General features: G+C 61.7%; 10 protein-coding genes. All 10 read right to left on the bottom strand.

Annotation, left to right across the window (positions count from 1 at the left end):
- Positions 1-2: 2 nt before the first annotated feature.
- The 10 genes from hybO to recC all read right to left on the bottom strand — a co-directional run bounded on the left by hybO (position 3) and on the right by recC (position 17,065).
- A complete protein-coding gene (gene hybO, locus BW958_RS18130; RefSeq protein ID WP_076577314.1) occupies positions 3-1,148 on the bottom strand; it encodes a hydrogenase 2 small subunit in 1,146 nt (381 codons plus the stop codon).
- Between the two features lie 518 nt (positions 1,149-1,666).
- The gene (hypB, locus tag BW958_RS18125; RefSeq protein WP_076577313.1) at positions 1,667-2,761 is read right to left on the bottom strand and encodes a hydrogenase nickel incorporation protein HypB; all 1,095 of its coding nucleotides are present in this window, start codon (positions 2,759-2,761) and stop codon (positions 1,667-1,669) included.
- A gap of 2 nt (positions 2,762-2,763) precedes the next feature.
- Complete coding sequence (gene hypA, locus BW958_RS18120) at positions 2,764-3,105, bottom strand: hydrogenase maturation nickel metallochaperone HypA (protein WP_076577312.1); 342 nt, start codon at positions 3,103-3,105, stop codon at positions 2,764-2,766.
- 8 nt (positions 3,106-3,113) lie between these two features.
- Entirely contained in the window at positions 3,114-4,106 is a 993-nt protein-coding gene (gene hypE / locus BW958_RS18115; protein ID WP_076577311.1) for a hydrogenase expression/formation protein HypE, read from the bottom strand.
- The gene (hypD, locus tag BW958_RS18110) at positions 4,103-5,215 is read right to left on the bottom strand and encodes a hydrogenase formation protein HypD (RefSeq protein ID WP_076577310.1); all 1,113 of its coding nucleotides are present in this window, start codon (positions 5,213-5,215) and stop codon (positions 4,103-4,105) included. The genes hypE and hypD overlap by 4 nt, the downstream gene beginning before the upstream one ends.
- Positions 5,209-5,472: a HypC/HybG/HupF family hydrogenase formation chaperone gene (locus BW958_RS18105; RefSeq protein WP_076577309.1), complete on the bottom strand. Its 264-nt coding sequence runs from the start codon at positions 5,470-5,472 to the stop codon at positions 5,209-5,211. The genes hypD and BW958_RS18105 overlap by 7 nt, the downstream gene beginning before the upstream one ends.
- Positions 5,473-5,483: 11 nt before the next feature.
- The gene (hypF, locus tag BW958_RS18100; RefSeq protein WP_076577308.1) at positions 5,484-7,769 is read right to left on the bottom strand and encodes a carbamoyltransferase HypF; all 2,286 of its coding nucleotides are present in this window, start codon (positions 7,767-7,769) and stop codon (positions 5,484-5,486) included.
- A gap of 427 nt (positions 7,770-8,196) precedes the next feature.
- Entirely contained in the window at positions 8,197-10,245 is a 2,049-nt protein-coding gene (recD, locus tag BW958_RS18095) for an exodeoxyribonuclease V subunit alpha (protein ID WP_076577307.1), read from the bottom strand.
- Positions 10,242-13,769, bottom strand: coding sequence for an exodeoxyribonuclease V subunit beta (gene recB, locus BW958_RS18090; RefSeq protein WP_076577306.1), 3,528 nt, complete (start codon positions 13,767-13,769; stop codon positions 10,242-10,244). Before recB ends, recD begins: the two co-directional genes overlap by 4 nt.
- Positions 13,769-17,065 (bottom strand): exodeoxyribonuclease V subunit gamma, encoded by a 3,297-nt coding sequence (gene recC, locus BW958_RS18085; RefSeq protein WP_076577305.1) that lies wholly within the window; start codon positions 17,063-17,065, stop codon positions 13,769-13,771. Before recC ends, recB begins: the two co-directional genes overlap by 1 nt.
- Positions 17,066-17,085 lie beyond the last annotated feature (20 nt).

Below are 17,085 nucleotides of genomic sequence, written 5' to 3'. Positions count from 1 at the left end.
GATTACTGCTCCCGGTCACGGGAGGCCATCAGATGCGCCTCGGCGTCCTTCTTCTCGCGCTGCTGGCGGCCCAGCTCACGCACCGTCATCAGGCTGACACCGCCCACCAGACCAATCACACCGCCCAGCAGTGCAGTCGCTGTTGGCGTGATATCGCCCCCCTGACGGCTCTGCAGGTCGGGTTTCTGGGAGCGCGGGGTTTGGTTCTCGACCGTTGCCAGCTGGTGAATGCCCTTGGTAAAGCCAACCCCTTTCTCGTTACAGCCATAGCAGGGGTGACCGATACCGACCGGCCAGATACCGCCGCCGATGTCGCAAAATTCCAGGGTCGAGCAGTTACCGTAGGTTTCCGGACCCTTGCAACCGAGGTGATAGAGGCACCAGCCGTTGCGATGGCCATCGTCGCCAAACTGCTTGGCAAAACGACCGGCATCGAAATGGGGACGACGCTCGCAGTGCTCGTGGATCAGCCGGCCGTAGGCAAACAGCGGACGCCCTTCCTTATCGAGCCCGGGGGCGCGCTGGTAGGTGATGATGTGCGCTACGGTGGCGAGGAAGTTGTGCGGGTTAGGCGGGCAACCGGGGATATTGATGACAGCCTTGCCGCCGAGCGCCTCCGAGAGGCTGACCGCGCCGGTTGGATTGCCACCCGTCATGGGTACCCCGCCCCAAGAGGCGCAGGAGCCAATGGCGATGATGGCTGCCGCTCCTTCGGCTGCCTCTCGGATATGCTCCACGATCGGCTTGCCGGCGACCATGCAGTAGATACCACCGTCCTTAAGCGGGATTGAGCCATCGACCACCAGAACATAGCGGCCCTTGTAGCGGCTCATCGCCTGACGCTTGTTCTCTTCGACCTGATGGCCAAAGGCGGCAGACAGCACTTCGTGGTATTCCAGCGAGATCGTATCGAGAACCAGGTTCTCCAGGGTCGGGTGAGTCGCGCGCAGCAGGGATTCGGTGCAACCCGTGCACTCCTGGGCACCAATCCAGATGACCGGCGGACGTTCTGGCGCACTCAGCGCAGACGCCACCTTTTCGGCAGCACTGACCGGGAGACCTGCCGTAGCAGCCAGACCGGCGCAGAACTTCATGAAATCACGACGACTCACGCCCAGACGGGTAAGAAATGAATCATTTATATGCATTATCAGCACTTCGCTTTTCGTGGAGGAAGAGAAGAACAGCAGAACCGGCAAATTGTGTGGCGCCGATTGGATAAAAGTGTGTCAAATAAAAACCATACAGGCTGTGATGACAATCATGATTTAACAGACTTTCTGTTGTTTTATTCATAATTTTTATGAACTTTCCAAATATGGAATCGAGAACAATTCCCAGTTTCTCGCCATTACCACTTTAGGGATACTCAATGAAATTAATGAGATAACTATCGCCACAGCGTCCGCGCTGCAGTAAAAGAGAATTAATTGCTATTGAACAAAATGAAATAACGATGCGTTTTATTGCATGACTAAATCGGTGCTTGATTCATTTTTATGAAAATAAAATCCACAGCCGTGAATTTTATTTTCAGCAACGAATTTAAAAGGGAAAAGTAGAGATAAACAGCAGATCGCGTGTTATTCACCCATCTATTTTTTGGCAAATAACATAGACGGGAAATATTATTTAATGGCCCCCGCTTGGCGGGGGCCGAAGAACATTAGAGCGCGGCCAACCAGCCCAACCAGGCTTCCATCCCCTCACCTGTGCTGGCGCTGAGCTGGATCACCTGAATGTCAGGATTGACGCGGCGAGCATTCTCGATGCAGCGCGCCACGTCAAAGCTGACATGGGGCAACAGATCGGTTTTGTTGATGATCATCAGCTCGGCAGCGGCAAACATATCGGGATATTTAAGCGGCTTCTCTTCGCCCTCGGTCACCGACAGCACGGCTACCTTGGCCCGCTCACCCAAATCAAACCCGGCCGGACAGACCAGATTGCCGACGTTCTCGATAAACAGCACGCCCCCTTCTGCCAGCTCCAGCCGGTGGCAGGCATCGTGCACCATCTGGGCATCGAGGTGACACCCTTTCCCGGTGTTCACTTGAACGGCGGCCACCCCGGTAGCACGAATCCGCTCGGCATCGCTGCTGGTCTGCTGATCCCCTTCAATCACGGCGCAGGGACGCTGATCCTTGAGACGGCGCAGGGTCTCGCACAGCAAGGTGGTTTTTCCCGAGCCCGGACTCGACACCAGATTGAGCACCAGCTGCCGCGCCGCCGTGAAATGCTCGCGGTTATGGGCCGCCAGCTGATTGTTTTTGTCCAGCACATCGCGCTCGATGGCGATCAGCTTGCGTTGGCTCATGCCCGGCACAGAGACCCCGGCCGCCCCCTTGCCATAGTGCAGATTGCGCACAAACCGGTGCTGGGTCTGGTCCTGATGGTGATGCGGGTGGTCATGTTCATGGGAATGCGCGTGGTCATGAGTATGGCCATGGGCATGCTCGTGACGCTGAGCACCACCATGATCGTGCTGATGCGCATGCGCGTGGCTATGCGGGTGGTCGTGCTCATGTTCATGATGGTGAGCGTGAGCAGACTGCGCGGCAGGCGCTTCGCTAGCCGCAGCCCCATGATAGTGGTGATGCACATCGCCCTGATGGTAGTAGTAGTGATGATGGTGGATCACCACCTGCGCCGGTTGAGCATGCTGATGGGTGTGGCCATCATGGCCATGATCGTGGTGGTCATCGTGGTGATGGTCGGCATCGGCCACCCGGGCCTCGCCGCAACCGCAGACAGTACACATGTTCAGGCGACCTCTATGTTGGTGACGCGCAGGCTGTCGCCCTGGGCGACGCGCAGCTTGAAGCCCCCGCAGTGCGGGCAGGGTTGTCCGCGCTCTTCGAGGGTGACGGTACGGGCGCAGTCATAACACCACGCCTCGGCCGCCTTGTGTTCAAAGTGAAGTGCCGCCCCTTCGGCAGCGGTGCCGCGGGCGGCGGCTTCAAAACAGAATGCGATGGTATCGGCTTCGACACAGGAGAAACGACCGACCTCCAGCCAGACGCCGGTCACCTTGGCAAACCCTTGGCGAGCCGCCTCTTCGACCACCAGATCGATGGCGCTCATGGCCAGTGACATTTCGTGCATATGCGCTCCTAGCAGATCCGTGGCAACAGTTCGCCCTGCGGCAGTTCGAGATAGCGTCGGCTGCCCCAGGCCGAGGTGAGTACCACCTTGCCCGGATGCGCCGCCACGGCCTCGCCGATACAGGCTGCCTGACCGTTAAAGCGCTGCAGCACCGCTTCGGCCGCTGGGGCCAGCTCGGCTGGCAGGGCCATCACCAGCGTCCCTTCATTGGCCAGATCGAACGGCTCGAACCCGTACAGCTCACACAAGCCACGCACCGGGTCGCTGACCGGAATCGCTGCTTCAGACAGAGCCAGCCCCACCTGGGAGGCGAGCGCCCACTCATTGAGCACCGCCGACAAACCGCCGCGCGTGGCATCACGCAGGGCGTGCGGGACAATGCCTTCGGCCAGCAATGCCTGCACCAGTGGCCACAAGGTGGCGCAGTCGCTTTCCAGTCCGGAGTGCAGCTGCAGACCATCACGGGCCATCAGAATACAGGCGCCATGGCATCCTACGTCACGGGAAACCAGAATAGCATCACCCGGTCGGATGGCTCCGGCCGAGATGCCGGGCGCCTTGATACTGCCCACGCCGCTGGTGGTGATAAACAGCCCGTCAGCCGCCCCGCGCGGCACCACCTTGGTATCGCCACAGACGATACGGGCGCCACTCACGGCCAGCTCATCGGCCATCGAGCGCACAATCTGCTCCAGCTCGGCGTGCGGGAAACCCTCTTCGATGATGAAGCTGCAGGCCAGATATTGTGGCTGCGCCCCCATCATCGCCAGATCGTTGACCGTGCCGGCGATGGCCAGCTTGCCGATGTTGCCGCCCGGAAAGAAGATCGGCGCCACGGTAAAGCCATCGGTGGTCAACGCCAGCGGCCCTTCCATCTGCAACACAGCAGCATCTTCACCGCGCAGCAGGATCTCGTTGCCGAAGTGGCGAAAGAAGAGATCGTGGATCAGCCGGTTCATCTGTACGCCGCCACCACCGTGGCTCAGCTCAATCGACTTCATGCAATCCCCTTGTAACGGTAATAGGCGTTGCAGGCCCCTTCCGAGCTGACCATGCAGCTCCCCATCGGTCTGGTCGGGTCGCAGCCACGGCCAAACACCCGGCAGTCGCTCGGTTTGGCCAACCCGCGCAGAATGTCGGCGCACTGACAGGCCTTGTGATCTTCAATCGGTGTCTGATCAAGCGCGAAGTGGCGCTCGGCATCGCGATGGGCAAATTCCGCGCGCAGACCCAGGGCCGAGGCCGGGATATCCCCCAGCCCCCGCCAGCGAAAGTGCTCACGCAGCTCAAAGCAGCGCGCCACCATCTGCTGGGCCACCAGATTGCCTTGCGGCGTCACGGCGCGGCGATACTGCACCTCCAGCTCGCTGCGTCCTTCCACCTTCTGGCGCACCAGCATCAGCATGGCTTCCATCATGTCCACCGGCTCGAAACCACTGACCACCAGCGGCAGGCGATAACGCTCGACAATCGGTCGGTAAAGCTCAGAGCCGGTAATCACGCTGACATGAGAGGGGCCGATAAAGGCATTGACCCGGCAGGCCGGTTCGGCCATCACCGCATCGATCGCCGGCGGCACCAATACGTGATTGATATGAAACAGTAAATTGGCAATGCCCAGCGCTTCGGCCTGCAGCAGCAGCGCCGCCGTCATCGGCGTGGTGGTTTCAAAACCGATGGCGAAGAACACCACGGTGCGATCCGGATTCTCTTGTGCGAGTGTCAGGGCATCGAGCGGGTCATAGAGCGGGCGCACATCGCAGCCACGCGCCCGGCATTGGGCCAGCGAGCCGCGCGAACCGGGCACCCGGATCATGTCGCCCAAGGTAGCGAGTATCACGCCCGGCTGCTCGGCCAGGGCAATCGCCTGATCGATACGCTCTTTGGGCATAACACAGACCGGGCAACCGGGGCCGTGGATAAATTCGATCTGCTCCGGCATCAGCTGGTTCAGGCCGTATTTCATGATGGTGTGGGTGTGACCGCCGCACACTTCCATCACCCGCAAGGGCTCAGGCAGACGCGCAGCCAGCGTGGCAATCTCGCCCGCCAGGGCGCGGATCACCTCCGGCTGACGAAATCCCTGAAACAGATCATCAAGCGTCAGCATGGGGCCTCCGCACCACCCTGCGCGGATGGCTCGCTATTGGCCAGCATCTGACGATAGAACTCCAGGCTCTCTTCGGCTTCGCTGGCATCCACCCGGCTCATCACAAAACCGACGTGCAGCAGCACATAATCACCGATGGCGAGCGGCTCGCCCAGCAGCAGAGTGCTCACGTCACGCTGCACCCCGAGGGTATCGACCGTCACCTTGCCCTGCTCGGGGTTGAGGGCCACCACCTGGGAGGGGATGGAGAGACACATGCTAAGACTCCTTACTCTGAAACGGTGGCCACCCGCCGCGCGGGCGCATGACACCTGTGAATGGCATGCCACAACTGGCCGGCCGCGATGCCGCCGTCGTTGAGCGGCAAGGTTTCGCTGACCAGTGCCGGACGCGGCAGCAAGGTGGCAATCCGGTCCATCAGCAGACGGTTTTGGAACACCCCGCCACTGAGCACCAGCGGCAGCTCGGGTTCACGCTCGGCCAGCGTGAGGACCAGCTGCGCCAGCGCCTCGATAAAACCGGCCGCCTTGGCGGCGGCAGAGCCCGGGCCGAGTAGAGCGGGTAATAAGGCATCGGCATCAAAGATGCCCTGCTCATCGAGGCTAAAAGCCATCGGTAGCGGTGCTGGCGCACTGGCCGCCAATCCCTCCACCAGCAGGCCAGCCTCCCCTTCGTAATCGATGGTATCGACCACCTCCAGCAGGGCCGCCAGCGCATCAAACAGGCGTCCAACCGAGCTGGCATAAGGGGCGTTGCGACCGAGTTGCCACAACCGGCAGAGGTTGGCAAAGCGCTCGTCACCAAGACGCTCAATCGCCGGAATGCGCAGGGCCCGGATCGCCTCGGGCGTCATCGACTCCAGCAACCAGCCCAGCAACACCCGCACCGGCTCGCGGATCGCCTGCTCGCCGCCAATCAGGCGAAACCCCTTGAGATGGCCGCGCCGCTCAAAACCGTGCACGTCGGCGTACAGCCACTCACCGCCCCAGACGGTGCCATCGTCACCCCATCCGGTGCCATCAAAGGCAATGCCGTTAACTGGCCCGGTGATGCCATGCTCGGCCATCACCGAGAGCAGGTGGGCGTGGTGGTGCTGCACCGCCAGCAGATCGCCGCCCATACGCTCGGCCTGCTCTGTGGCCCAGCGGGTGGAGGGGTAATCCGGATGGCGGTCGCACACCCAGAGCGCGGGCTGAAACTGGTACACCTCACGATAGAGGGCAAACTGATCGTCCAGCTCGGCCTGCATGGCCAGCGAACCGAGATCGCCGATATAGGGGCCGTAAATGCGTTGCTGCTCAAAGGCCAGCGCCAGACTGGCTTTCTGCTGGGCACCGACCGCCAGCATCGATTGCGCTACCGGCGCAGGGAGCGGCGGTGACCAGGGGGCGTAACCGCGAGCCAGACGCAGCATCTGACGATGACCGCCAGCAATCTGCACCAGACTGTCATCGCAGGGATGAATGATGGGTCGGTTGTGGTCAAGCACCAGATCAAGACCATGACCCAGCTCGCGCAATACCGCCTCACCCTCGGTGAGGATCGGTGAACCCGACAGATTGGCACTGGTCGCCACCAGCGGCATATCGCACTCATCGAGCAGCATCTGATGCAGTGGCGTGTAGGGGAAAAACAGCCCGAGATAAGGCACGCCCGGTGCCAGATTATCGGCCAGTGCTGCGTGCGGCGCTTTGCGCATCAGGGTGATGGGTCGCGCCTGGGAGAGCGCCAGCTGCCATTCGGCCTCACTGGCCTGCACATAGGCCTCAGCCTGTGCGCGATCCCGGCACATCACGGCCAGCGGCTTGCGCGGCCGACGTTTGAGCGCACGCAATCTGGCCTCGGCCAATTCGCTCTGCGCATCGCACATCAGATGAAAACCGCCCATTCCCTTGATGGCCACCAGTGCGCCCGCTTTAAGGGCCAAGACTGTCTCAACCAGCGCGGCATCGCGCTCGGCCAAGGTGTCACCGCTGGCGCTACGCAGCGTCAGACTCGGCCCACACTGCGGGCAGCTTACCGGCTGGGCGTGATAGCGGCGATCGAGCGGATCGTGGTAGGCCTGATGGCAACTCGGACACATGGCAAAACCGGCCATGGCGGTGGCGGGGCGATCGTAAGGCAGACGGCGAATAATCGTATAACGCGGACCGCAGTGCGTGCAGTTGGTAAACGGATAGCGATGGTGGCGATCAGCCGGATTGGCAACATCGGCCAGACAGGCGGCGCAGGCACCTTGATCGGGCGAGATACAGGCGCTGGCCGAGCCGCTCTGGTGGCTCTGGTGGATAGCAAAGCCCTGCTCGTCTGCGCTGGGGGCAAGCGTCGACACCACGCAGCGGTCAATCCGGCTGAGCGGGGGCGCTTTGCTTTGCAACGCCTCGATAAAGGCGTGAAGTGGCCCTTCGGCGCCCTGCACCTCAATGGTGACTCCCTGGGCATCGTTACGCACCCAACCGGTTAACTGATGGGTGAGCGCCAGACCATAAACAAAGGGACGAAAGCCGACTCCTTGCACTATCCCGGATATTTCGACCAGCTTGCGTGTATTCATAGCTATTTGCTGATGACGCCAGACGCCATCATTCAGATTGCTGTGGCGTCAGCCACAGGATGATATTGGGGTGAGCACGAACAGGATATATCCGGCACACACCGCGAAGACCGGGCTACTCTACACCCTGCCTGTCAGCAATAAAACAGGATCGCCGCACACAATAAGATGGAGCGGGAAAATAACTTAAAAATTATTAGCGCAATGCGTCAGGATCTTGCGAGAGGTCACGGAAATGCAGAGACAAGAGGAGTAACAGCGCTACATGATATTAATCGACATATGCGACAAGTTTTCATTTGCATTTAAAAACCGATCGCAGTGCCCTTTAAAGATATATTTTCAATTCAACAAAACACTGCCCTTCATGAAAAAAAGTGGCCGGTTATCTCATCAAAAATAACCGGCCAGCATCCTTCACTGACAATTAGTGCGACAAACGCAGCGCGAGCCCGGAATATCGCTCGGTCTTCTTTCTGACCGCCATCGCCAACAGGGCGGGCGTGCCGTAGAGATCGAGCCGCTTTTTGGCCCGGGTGATACCGGTATACACCAGCTCACGGGTCAGCAGCGGACTGGGGGTGTCGGGCAACACCAGCACGGTGTGGGCAAACTCCGAGCCCTGCGATTTGTGGATAGTCATGGCATAGACGCTCTCATGAGGTGGCAACCGGCTCGGCAGCAGCGAGCGCAGGGAGCCATCCGGCTGCTCAAACCAGACCCGCAAGCGGCCATCATCACCCGGCAGGCACAGACCAATATCACCGTTGTAGAGCGAGATGCCGTGATCGTTTTGCACCACCATCACCGGCCGCCCGGCATACCAGTCTCCGCCACGCTGGATCAGGCCCGCGCGCTGCAGCGCCTGCTCGATACGTTGACCCAGCCCTTCGACCCCGAACGGCCCTTCACGCAGGGCGCAGAGGATCTGAAAATCATTGAAAGCCCGGAAGATCTCCTTACATCCCGCCCCTTGCTTCACGCCCTCCAGATAGTGGCGATACCCCTCCACCGCCTGCGCCACCAACGCCTCATAGCGATCGCCGCTCCACTCATGCAGGGCGATATCGGCAAAACCGGCCCGCCACACGGCCTCGACATCACGCACCGAGCCGGCATTACAGGCTCGCGCCAAGCGACCAATGCCGGAGCGCTCATCAAAACGCCAGCTGCGGGTCAGCAGGCAGAGACTGTCACGGATCAGCGCCCCCTCTGGTTGTCCCACCACATGTTGACCGGTTTGGCGACCAAGCCAGTCTGCTTGGGCCAGGCTCGGCCCTTGTGTCACAAAGCCGCAGATATCGGCCAGCACGGCGCCAGCTTCGACCGAAGCGAGCTGGTCCTTATCGCCGAGCAGAATCAGCCGGGCATGCTCGGGCAAGGCATCGAGCAGACGCGCCATCATCGGCAAGTCCACCATGGAGGCCTCATCGACCACCAGCAGATCCAGGTGCAGCGGGTTGCCTGCGTGGTGGCGGAACTGGTTGCGCCCCGGAATCACCCCGAGCAGTCGATGCAAGGTGCCGGCCGATGCGGGAATCGCCTCCTTGACCTCGGGGGCAAGCGGCAACTGCGCCAGTGCATTGCCAATACTCTCGGTCAGACGGGCCGCCGCCTTGCCGGTTGGCGCAACCAGCCGGATGGTGGGCGCTTGGCCGGCGCGCAGGCCCACCTCCACCAAAATGGCGAGCAGCTTGGCCACCGTGGTGGTTTTGCCTGTCCCCGGTCCCCCCGAGATAACGGTAAAAGGACGCGCCGCCGCCGTGGCTGCCGCCAGCTTCTGGCCGTTGCAGCAGAGCGACTCGGGCACCAAGGTGTCGAGGAGCGCAAGCTCGGCTGCGCTCTGGGCGCGTGCCAGCAAGGCGCTCACCTGCTGCCAGTCCACCTGCTCGGGCAACACCAGATCGCAGTGCTGCTCGATAAAATCGGGCGCCGCAAACGCCGGAGCCAGACGCTGCGCCAACAGCGCGGCAAACATGCGGGCATAGTCACGGGCAAACAGGCGGGCGAGCAGCTCGGAGATAGCAGGAAACTCGGCGCGCTTCGCACGGCTCATCAGGTGGTGAGCCACACTGCGCTCAAAATCGTGATAACGGGTGAGATAGAGCCGGCCTTGCCAGAGCACCAGCGGTGTGGCGGCGCGCTCATGGCTGCCATCACCCACCAGGGGCGATGCGGCAAACAGTGCCGGCCACTTCGTAAGTGGCGCGAGTTCAGCCAGCAATTCACTGCGCTCAGTCGCGTCCAGTCCAGGCAATAGTGCATCACCCTCCAGCTCGCCAAGGGGCAGGCAAATGTGGCCACGCCCCAGCTCACAACTGGTCAGGGCCGCCGCCAGCACCAGCTCGGGCGCCCCTCCCAGACTCTCAATCAGCCGGGCAAACTGCAGATCGAGCTGACGTAGACGACCACTTACCGTCAAGGCCCGTAGCGCAGCAGTCAAACGGCTTTCTGTAACAGGATAAGGGGCCGTCATCGGGTCTCTCCCTTGGCAAACAGGTGATCCAGCGCGGCAACGAACCCGGCATCAGGGCAGCAGTGATAGACACCGGCCTGCGGCATGCCGCGCAAAAACAGATAGAAGATGCCACCCAAGTGGCGCGCCGGATCGTAATCGGGCAGCCGCTGGGCCAACAGACGATGCAGCGCCAGCGTGTAGAGCTGGTATTGCAGATCGTAGTGGTGATCCACCATGGCCTGCTCCAGCGCCGCGCCTTGGTAATCAGCAGCGCTCGCCCCCAACCAGTTGGACTTGTAGTCGAGCACATACCAGCGCCCTTGCCACTCGAATACCAGGTCAATAAAGCCCTTGAGCATCCCCTGCACCCGCTGGAACGACAAGGGTCTGGCCTGACGTGACAGTGGATCATATTGATGACGCAAGGCATCGAGCGACGCCGCGCTGATCCGCTCCATCGGCAGGAAGAACTCCAGCTCGGCCTGCATCCGGCTAACATCGCCAAGGCGCAGCCCGGGCAGCAACTCGGTGGTCAAGACGCCGCGCATATGCCCGGCCAGCAGCGCGGCCCACTCGGTCTCAAATCCGGCCTGACCCAGCAAGGTAGCAATACGCTGCGTCACCGGCTCGTCACACGCCGGGTTGAGCACATCGGCAAACGCCAACTCTTCAAACAGGGTGTGCAGCAAGGTGCCGGGACGCGCCCCGCGCGGGAAGGTGAAGATGGTGCGCTCGTTTTCCGGCGCGCTGCCCTGCTCACCGGCGGCGTCGGCATCAAAGCCCGGTGTGGCCAGCACGCCGCGTTCATGACCGCCGCCGTGGGAAGTGGCCAGCGCCGAGTAGGAGCTCACCCACCAGTCGCGTTCAATCTGACCGGCAAACTGGCGCACCTGCGGCTCGCCCGGTTCATCGGTCGATTCAATATAGGGATCCTCCGGACGCTGCAGTGGCGGCGCACCTACCGTCACTGCCGGCACACTGGCTACCAGTTGGTCGAGCGCTTGCTTCATCGCCTCGGACTCCCCTTCCACCCCTTGCTGCAGCAGATAGCCGATGGCGGTCTGGTGCAGATCGGTGATGGCCGATTTCCCGTTGCCCGCCCGCAGCGGCGCCAGTCCAAGCCAGGTGGCGTAAACGCCGCGAGTCAGCGCCACATAGAGCAGGCGCAGATCTTCGGCCAGCCGCTCGCGCTCGGCTTGCTCGAGAGCATCTTCGGAGTAGCTTAAATCGAGCAGGGTGCGGCCATTGTCGTGATAAAGCGGCGTCTCGTTTTTGCGGTAATTGCAGATAAAAGGCAGGAACACCAGCGGGTACTCCAGCCCTTTGGATTTGTGGATAGTGACGATCTGCACCAGCTTGCGCTCGGACTCAAGGCGTAGCACCTGCTCCTCGGCCTGACCCGCCGGCTTTGCAATCGCCTCGCCCAACCAGCGCAGCAGGGCGAACTCCCCGTCCAGTTCACTGGCCGTCTGCTCCAACAACTCGGCCAGATGCAGGTAGTTGGTAAGTCGTCGCTCACCCCAGGCCGCGCCGAGCAAGCGGGACGCTAGCTGACGGCGATGCAGCAGGGCGCGCAGCATCGCCAGCACGCCGTGGCGCAGCCACAGCCGGCGATACTCCTGAAACTCCTGCACCGTGGCTTCCCACAAGGTCTCGTCACTGCTGAACTCATCGAGCGCCCGGGCATCGAGATCAAACAGGGCGGTGGCGAGCGCCGAGCGCAGCGCCCGCTCATCTCCCGGCTGCAAACAGGCCTGCAGGATCAGCAGAATCTCACGGGCCTCGGTGCTCTCCAGCACGCTTTCGCGGTTGGAGAGATACACAGACGCGATGCCAAGGCGGGCCAGGGTTTGCTGGATCATGCGCCCTTCGTTACCGGTTCGCACCAGCACGGCAATGTCGCCGGGGCGTACCGGCGTCTCACCGATCATCGCCTGCCCGGCTTGTGCCAGGGTCAGCAGACGGTGGATTTCGTTGGCGGTGGCATTGGCCATGCGTGCCTGATAGGTGGTGCGATTAACGGTCGGCGCCTCATCGAGCCACCAGCAACAGAGCGCCGGTGCGTCCTGTCCCTCAACTTGCAAGGTGTGCGCTTTCCCCTGCGCCGCGACCGGCAGAAACGGAATATCCGCATCGAAGATGAAGGGGGCCCGTGCCCGCTCAAACAGGGCGTTCACCGCCGTCACCAGCGGCTGGCTCGAGCGCCAGTTTCGTCCCAGCGTGTAGTGATCGCTTACATTTCGCCGCGCCTGAATGTAGGTGAAGATGTCGGCGCCACGAAACCCGTAGATGGCCTGCTTGGGGTCACCGATCATCAGCAGCGCCGTGTCACTGCGCCCGCCATACAGCGCGTGAAAAATACGGTACTGCTGCGGGTCGGTATCCTGAAATTCATCGATCATCGCCACCCGATAGCTGCCGCGAATGCGCTCTTTGAGCCGCTCGCCCAGTGGCGAGTCGAGCGCCTGATCAAGATCCCCCAACAGATCGGAGAACGAGAGCAGATAGGCATCCTGCTTGGCTTGCTGCATCCGCTGCTTCACGTCATGGGCGGCGCGTTGCAACACCCGCTCAGCGATTGACGGAGGGCGGTTGACCAGATCGTCAATGGCAGAAAACAGCGGCAGATCCGGCTCTTTGCCATTTTTGGCGCGCGCATCACGCAGCACCGACAGGGCAAAGCGCCCGAGCGGGTCGGGCAGCGCATAGCCATGCTGTGGATCGCTGGCCCACTGGCCGATCTTCTCAAGCCACCCTTCGAAATTTTTCCCGGTGTAACGGCTGATCTGCTTCTCAGTTTGGGCACGAACCGCATCCAGATTAGCCAGCCAGGCGGCCTTGACCGCCGCCACCCGCGCCATTTCGCGCTCGTGGTGCTCGGTTAAACTCGCAGCATCGAGCGCTGGCAATATCTCGAGCTCCGAATTATCGAGCCAGCCATTGATGGCCGACAGCAGCGCGCTCGGGCTCTTCCATTCGGCGCGCAGGGCCCGCGCCAGCGACTCACCGACGGGATAAAAATCGCTGCGCCAATAGTCACTGACCGCCTGCAAGCGCAATTGACCATCGTCGGTCACAAACTCGCTCTCAAACAGCGCGCCTGACTCGAAGGCATTGCTTTTAAGCATCCGCTGGCAAAAACCGTGGATGGTAAAGACCGCCGCCTCATCCATCTGCCGCTCGGCGGCCAGCAACAGGCGGGCAGCCTGCTCATGGTCAGGGACTTCGGCCAGCAGTTGGGCCAGCAGCGCATCGCTGCTCTGGCCGCGCAAAAAAGCCAGCCGCGCCTCGTGGATGCGGGCCCGGATCCGGCCACGCAGCTCGGCAGTCGCCGCTTCGGTAAAGGTCACCACCAGGATCTCGGTCACATTGAGCGGCCGGGCAAATGCCGTGGGCTGCCCCTCGTCATCCGCAGGGCCATGCCCGAGCAGCAGACGCAGATAGAGACCGGCGATGGTGTAGGTTTTGCCCGTCCCGGCGGAGGCTTCGATCAAACGCTCGCCAAACAGGGGAAAACGCAGGGTTTCCAGGGTCTTGGACATTACTCAAACGCCTCCATCGCCTGCCGGACTGGCAGCAGGTGTTGCTCGGCCAGCGTCGTCATACGGCTGACCAACTCCTCATCCAACTCGGGGAAACAGCGCGCCACGTAGGGGTCGTCCACGTCGCCGCCAACCTGATACGTTCCGCTAAATCCCTCACTCAGGCTATTGATGGCTTTATCCGGATCATCAGGGGATTTGAGGTGGGCCTCGACCCACTTCCAGCAACTCTTGGGCAGCAGTGGCAAGGGGCGGCGCATCCCGGCCAGCCAGTCAGCCACCAGCGCCTCCAGATAGTGGCGCGCCTCGCTGGGCGTTAACACCGGCCAGCGCCAGTTGTTGCTTTGATCGAGCAAAATAGTGGCGGCCGGGGCATCGCTCTGACACAGGCAGAGGTGGCACAGCCACGCTTGCAGGAAATCACGGCCGTGCAGGCTGCCCGGTTTGGTGATGAGCTGCGCCTCTCCTTCTAGGTCGAGCCAACCGAGCAGGCGACCTTGGGGCAGGCTGATATCAATCTCGACGCTGCGCCGCTCACCGCGAAGGGGCGCGATCCGCTCGGCCAGCGCCGCCATATTGGCATCGAGATCATCGACCAGCAGTGGCCCGAACCAGCTTTGTGGCAACCTCCCTTCCAGTCTGAGCAACTCGCGCTGACGCTCACTGCCCCCTTCATCGAGGTGCGCTTGCAGCAGGCGGGATTTGAGATCGTAATTCTCCAATCCATCGAGGCTAAACGGTTCGCTCTCCTCCAGATGCAGATCCTGCTGCTCGAACCAGACCCGCAAGCGGCGGTTGAGAAAATAGCGGGGCGGATTGCGGTAAAAGCGCAGCAGCTCGGCCAGCTCCAATTCGCCCTCCTGCCACTCGGGCGGCAGCGGCAGCTCGCCACGTTGAAACGCATTGGCGCCGACCTGGGGCGTGAGCGCCGGCAACCAGTCGGCGGCATAGGTAAACAGGCGCGGATCACGGGCAAAGAAGTAGTCGCGGCTATAAGGGGTGAGCGGGTGCTCGGTCACCAGATGGGCCATCAAGCGCTTGCCGGAGTCGTCATCGCTCAGCGTCTCATCCCCTGCCAACCGATAACCCTGGCGGCAGTAATCGAGCAGTTCGGCCAGCAGCACCGAGGGTTCGCGCTCACTGTTATCCTGCACACTGCGCCCCTGATAGCTGATATAGAGGCCATCCTGAGCACTGAGCAGCGCTTCAAGAAACAGGTAACGGTCATCATCACGGCGCGAACGATCGCCACGCCGACCGGCCAGCGCCATCAGATCAAACCCCATGGGGGCAATCGAGCGCGGGTAGGCGCCGTCGTTCATCCCCAGCAGGCAAACCTGCCGAAACGGAATCGAGCGCATCGGCATCAGGGTACAGAAGTTGACCTGACCGGCCAGGAAACGCTGACTCGAGCGCTGCGCCGCCAGCCGTTGTCCCAGCACATCTTTCAGTAAGGCGGGCGTCACCGCCTCGGCAAAGCGGCAATCCGAGAGCGTCTCCTGCCACTGGATTAAGGTGTCACGGATCAGCTGGATATGGCGCTCTTCGTCCTCGTCCGGGGCATAAAAGGCATCGAGCAGGGCCAGCAGCAATTCGTGCCAGCGGGTCAGCGGGCGCGGCTGCTCGAGCTGTGGCAAGAATCCGGCTAACGCATCGACAAAGGCCGCCAGTTTGCCCAGTGTCACCCCCTGCTGCCCTTCAATGTGGGGATAGGCCAGAATGCCGGCCACCGGCTCCCCTTCCCCCATGGCGTAGCCGAGCAACATGCGGCGCAGGCCAAACAGCCAGGAGTTGCCACTGAGCGCCGGCAGGCCAAAGCGCTCGGGGTAGTGATCATCGAGTCCCCAGCGGATGCCGCTCTCCTGCACCCAGCTGCGTAGGGTGTCAAACTCACCGTCAGAGAGCTCAAAGCGGCGCAATACGGCAGGGACTTCCAGCAGCGAGAGCAGCTCTCCTGCCCCCAGCCGCTGCTGCGGCAAGCCGAGCAGGGCGAGGAAACTTTGCAGCAGCGGGCTCTCCTGGCTGGCCGCCCGATCCGAGATGGAGAACGGGATCTGGCCGCGAGCACCAAACACCGCCTGAATAAAGGGGGCATAACCGGCCACGTCCGGCATCATCACCACCACATCTTTCGGTGTCAGATCTGGGCGGCGTTCAAACAGATCGAGCAGACGATCATGCAGCACCTCCAACTCGCGCACCGGGCTATGGCAGGCGTGGATCTGCAGGCTGTCATCATCTAAAGAGAGGGGCGTTTTATGGCGGCTCGAGTCTGGATTTGTCAGATCCCGTCCCCGCTCGCGCTGCTCCAGCACGTCGGCTTGCAGGCGATGCAGCAGGGAGTCCTCCTCGATATCGACAAATGCCTCCACTTCGGGGGGGGAGAGATCCATCAACTGATAGAGATAGTCACGACCGAGTTTACCCATTGAGGCGAGCAGCGGATTGGCTTCTCCCTGCAGGGTCTCGAGATCGGTGCCGGGCTTGAGCTTTCGCTCTAGCCGCGCCATGGTTTTGCGATCGAGCAGATCCCCCCAGTAGTAGCGACAGGGGTTGGTGACAAACAGGTGCACCTCGCAGCGCTGGCCGAGTGCCGCCAACGCATCCACATAACGCGGCGGCAAGGCCGAGATGCCAAACACAAAGACCCGATCCGGCAGACTGCCCGGCAGCGGCGCGCCGCTTTGCAGGGTCTGAATAAACTCTTCATAGAGATTGGCGCGGTGATAGCCGCTATCGGCCAGCGCCAGCGTGCGCGCCACCAGCTCCCGCCACAATTCGGGTTGCCAGGCTTGTCCACTCACTTCACTCAATTCTGCGGGTAACCCTTCGCCGCGCTCCCACCCCTCAATCCAGTCAGGACGATAGACCAGATATTGGTCGAACAGATCCGCAACCTTCTGGCACAGCTGCCACAGCCGAACCTGCTCCGGCGCGGCACCATCCGGCGAGAGATAACCGCGCAGCGGCTCAAACTCGGGGCGATCCAGCATGTCTGGCAGGATCATCATCAACTGCCAGGCCATCCCCTCTTTGTTGTAGGGGCTGTGCGCCGGCACATCGGCCAGCACCTGGGTAAACATCTGCCAGATAAAGCTGGCGGGTAGCGGGAAATCGAGGTTGGCGGCGATACCAAACTCACGCGCCAACTCCAGCCGGAGCCACTGGGCCATGCCGGGGCTTTGCACCAGGATCTGTTCGCGGGCAAATGGATCGGTCAGTGGCGCGCGCCGGATAAGGGCGACCAGCAGTGACTTGAGCACATCGAGCTGATTGGAGTGATAAAGGGTGAACATGAGCAATCCCCAGCGAAGGC

This window comes from Aeromonas sp. RU39B, from assembly GCF_900156095.1.
GTDB lineage: Bacteria > Pseudomonadota > Gammaproteobacteria > Enterobacterales > Aeromonadaceae > Aeromonas.
The sequence above is the reverse complement of the archived record's forward strand: the minus strand, read 5'-3'. Positions and strand labels throughout refer to the sequence as shown.

Coding starts and splice junctions, on each gene's coding strand:
- hybO (WP_076577314.1), bottom strand. CDS start 1,148: ATGCATATAAATGATTCATTTCTTACCCGTCTGGGCGTGAGTCGTCGT.
- hypB (WP_076577313.1), bottom strand. CDS start 2,761: ATGTGTACTGTCTGCGGTTGCGGCGAGGCCCGGGTGGCCGATGCCGAC.
- hypA (WP_076577312.1), bottom strand. CDS start 3,105: ATGCACGAAATGTCACTGGCCATGAGCGCCATCGATCTGGTGGTCGAA.
- hypE (WP_076577311.1), bottom strand. CDS start 4,106: ATGAAGTCGATTGAGCTGAGCCACGGTGGTGGCGGCGTACAGATGAAC.
- hypD (WP_076577310.1), bottom strand. CDS start 5,215: ATGCTGACGCTTGATGATCTGTTTCAGGGATTTCGTCAGCCGGAGGTG.
- BW958_RS18105 (WP_076577309.1), bottom strand. CDS start 5,472: ATGTGTCTCTCCATCCCCTCCCAGGTGGTGGCCCTCAACCCCGAGCAG.
- hypF (WP_076577308.1), bottom strand. CDS start 7,769: ATGAATACACGCAAGCTGGTCGAAATATCCGGGATAGTGCAAGGAGTC.
- recD (WP_076577307.1), bottom strand. CDS start 10,245: ATGACGGCCCCTTATCCTGTTACAGAAAGCCGTTTGACTGCTGCGCTA.
- recB (WP_076577306.1), bottom strand. CDS start 13,769: ATGTCCAAGACCCTGGAAACCCTGCGTTTTCCCCTGTTTGGCGAGCGT.
- recC (WP_076577305.1), bottom strand. CDS start 17,065: ATGTTCACCCTTTATCACTCCAATCAGCTCGATGTGCTCAAGTCACTG.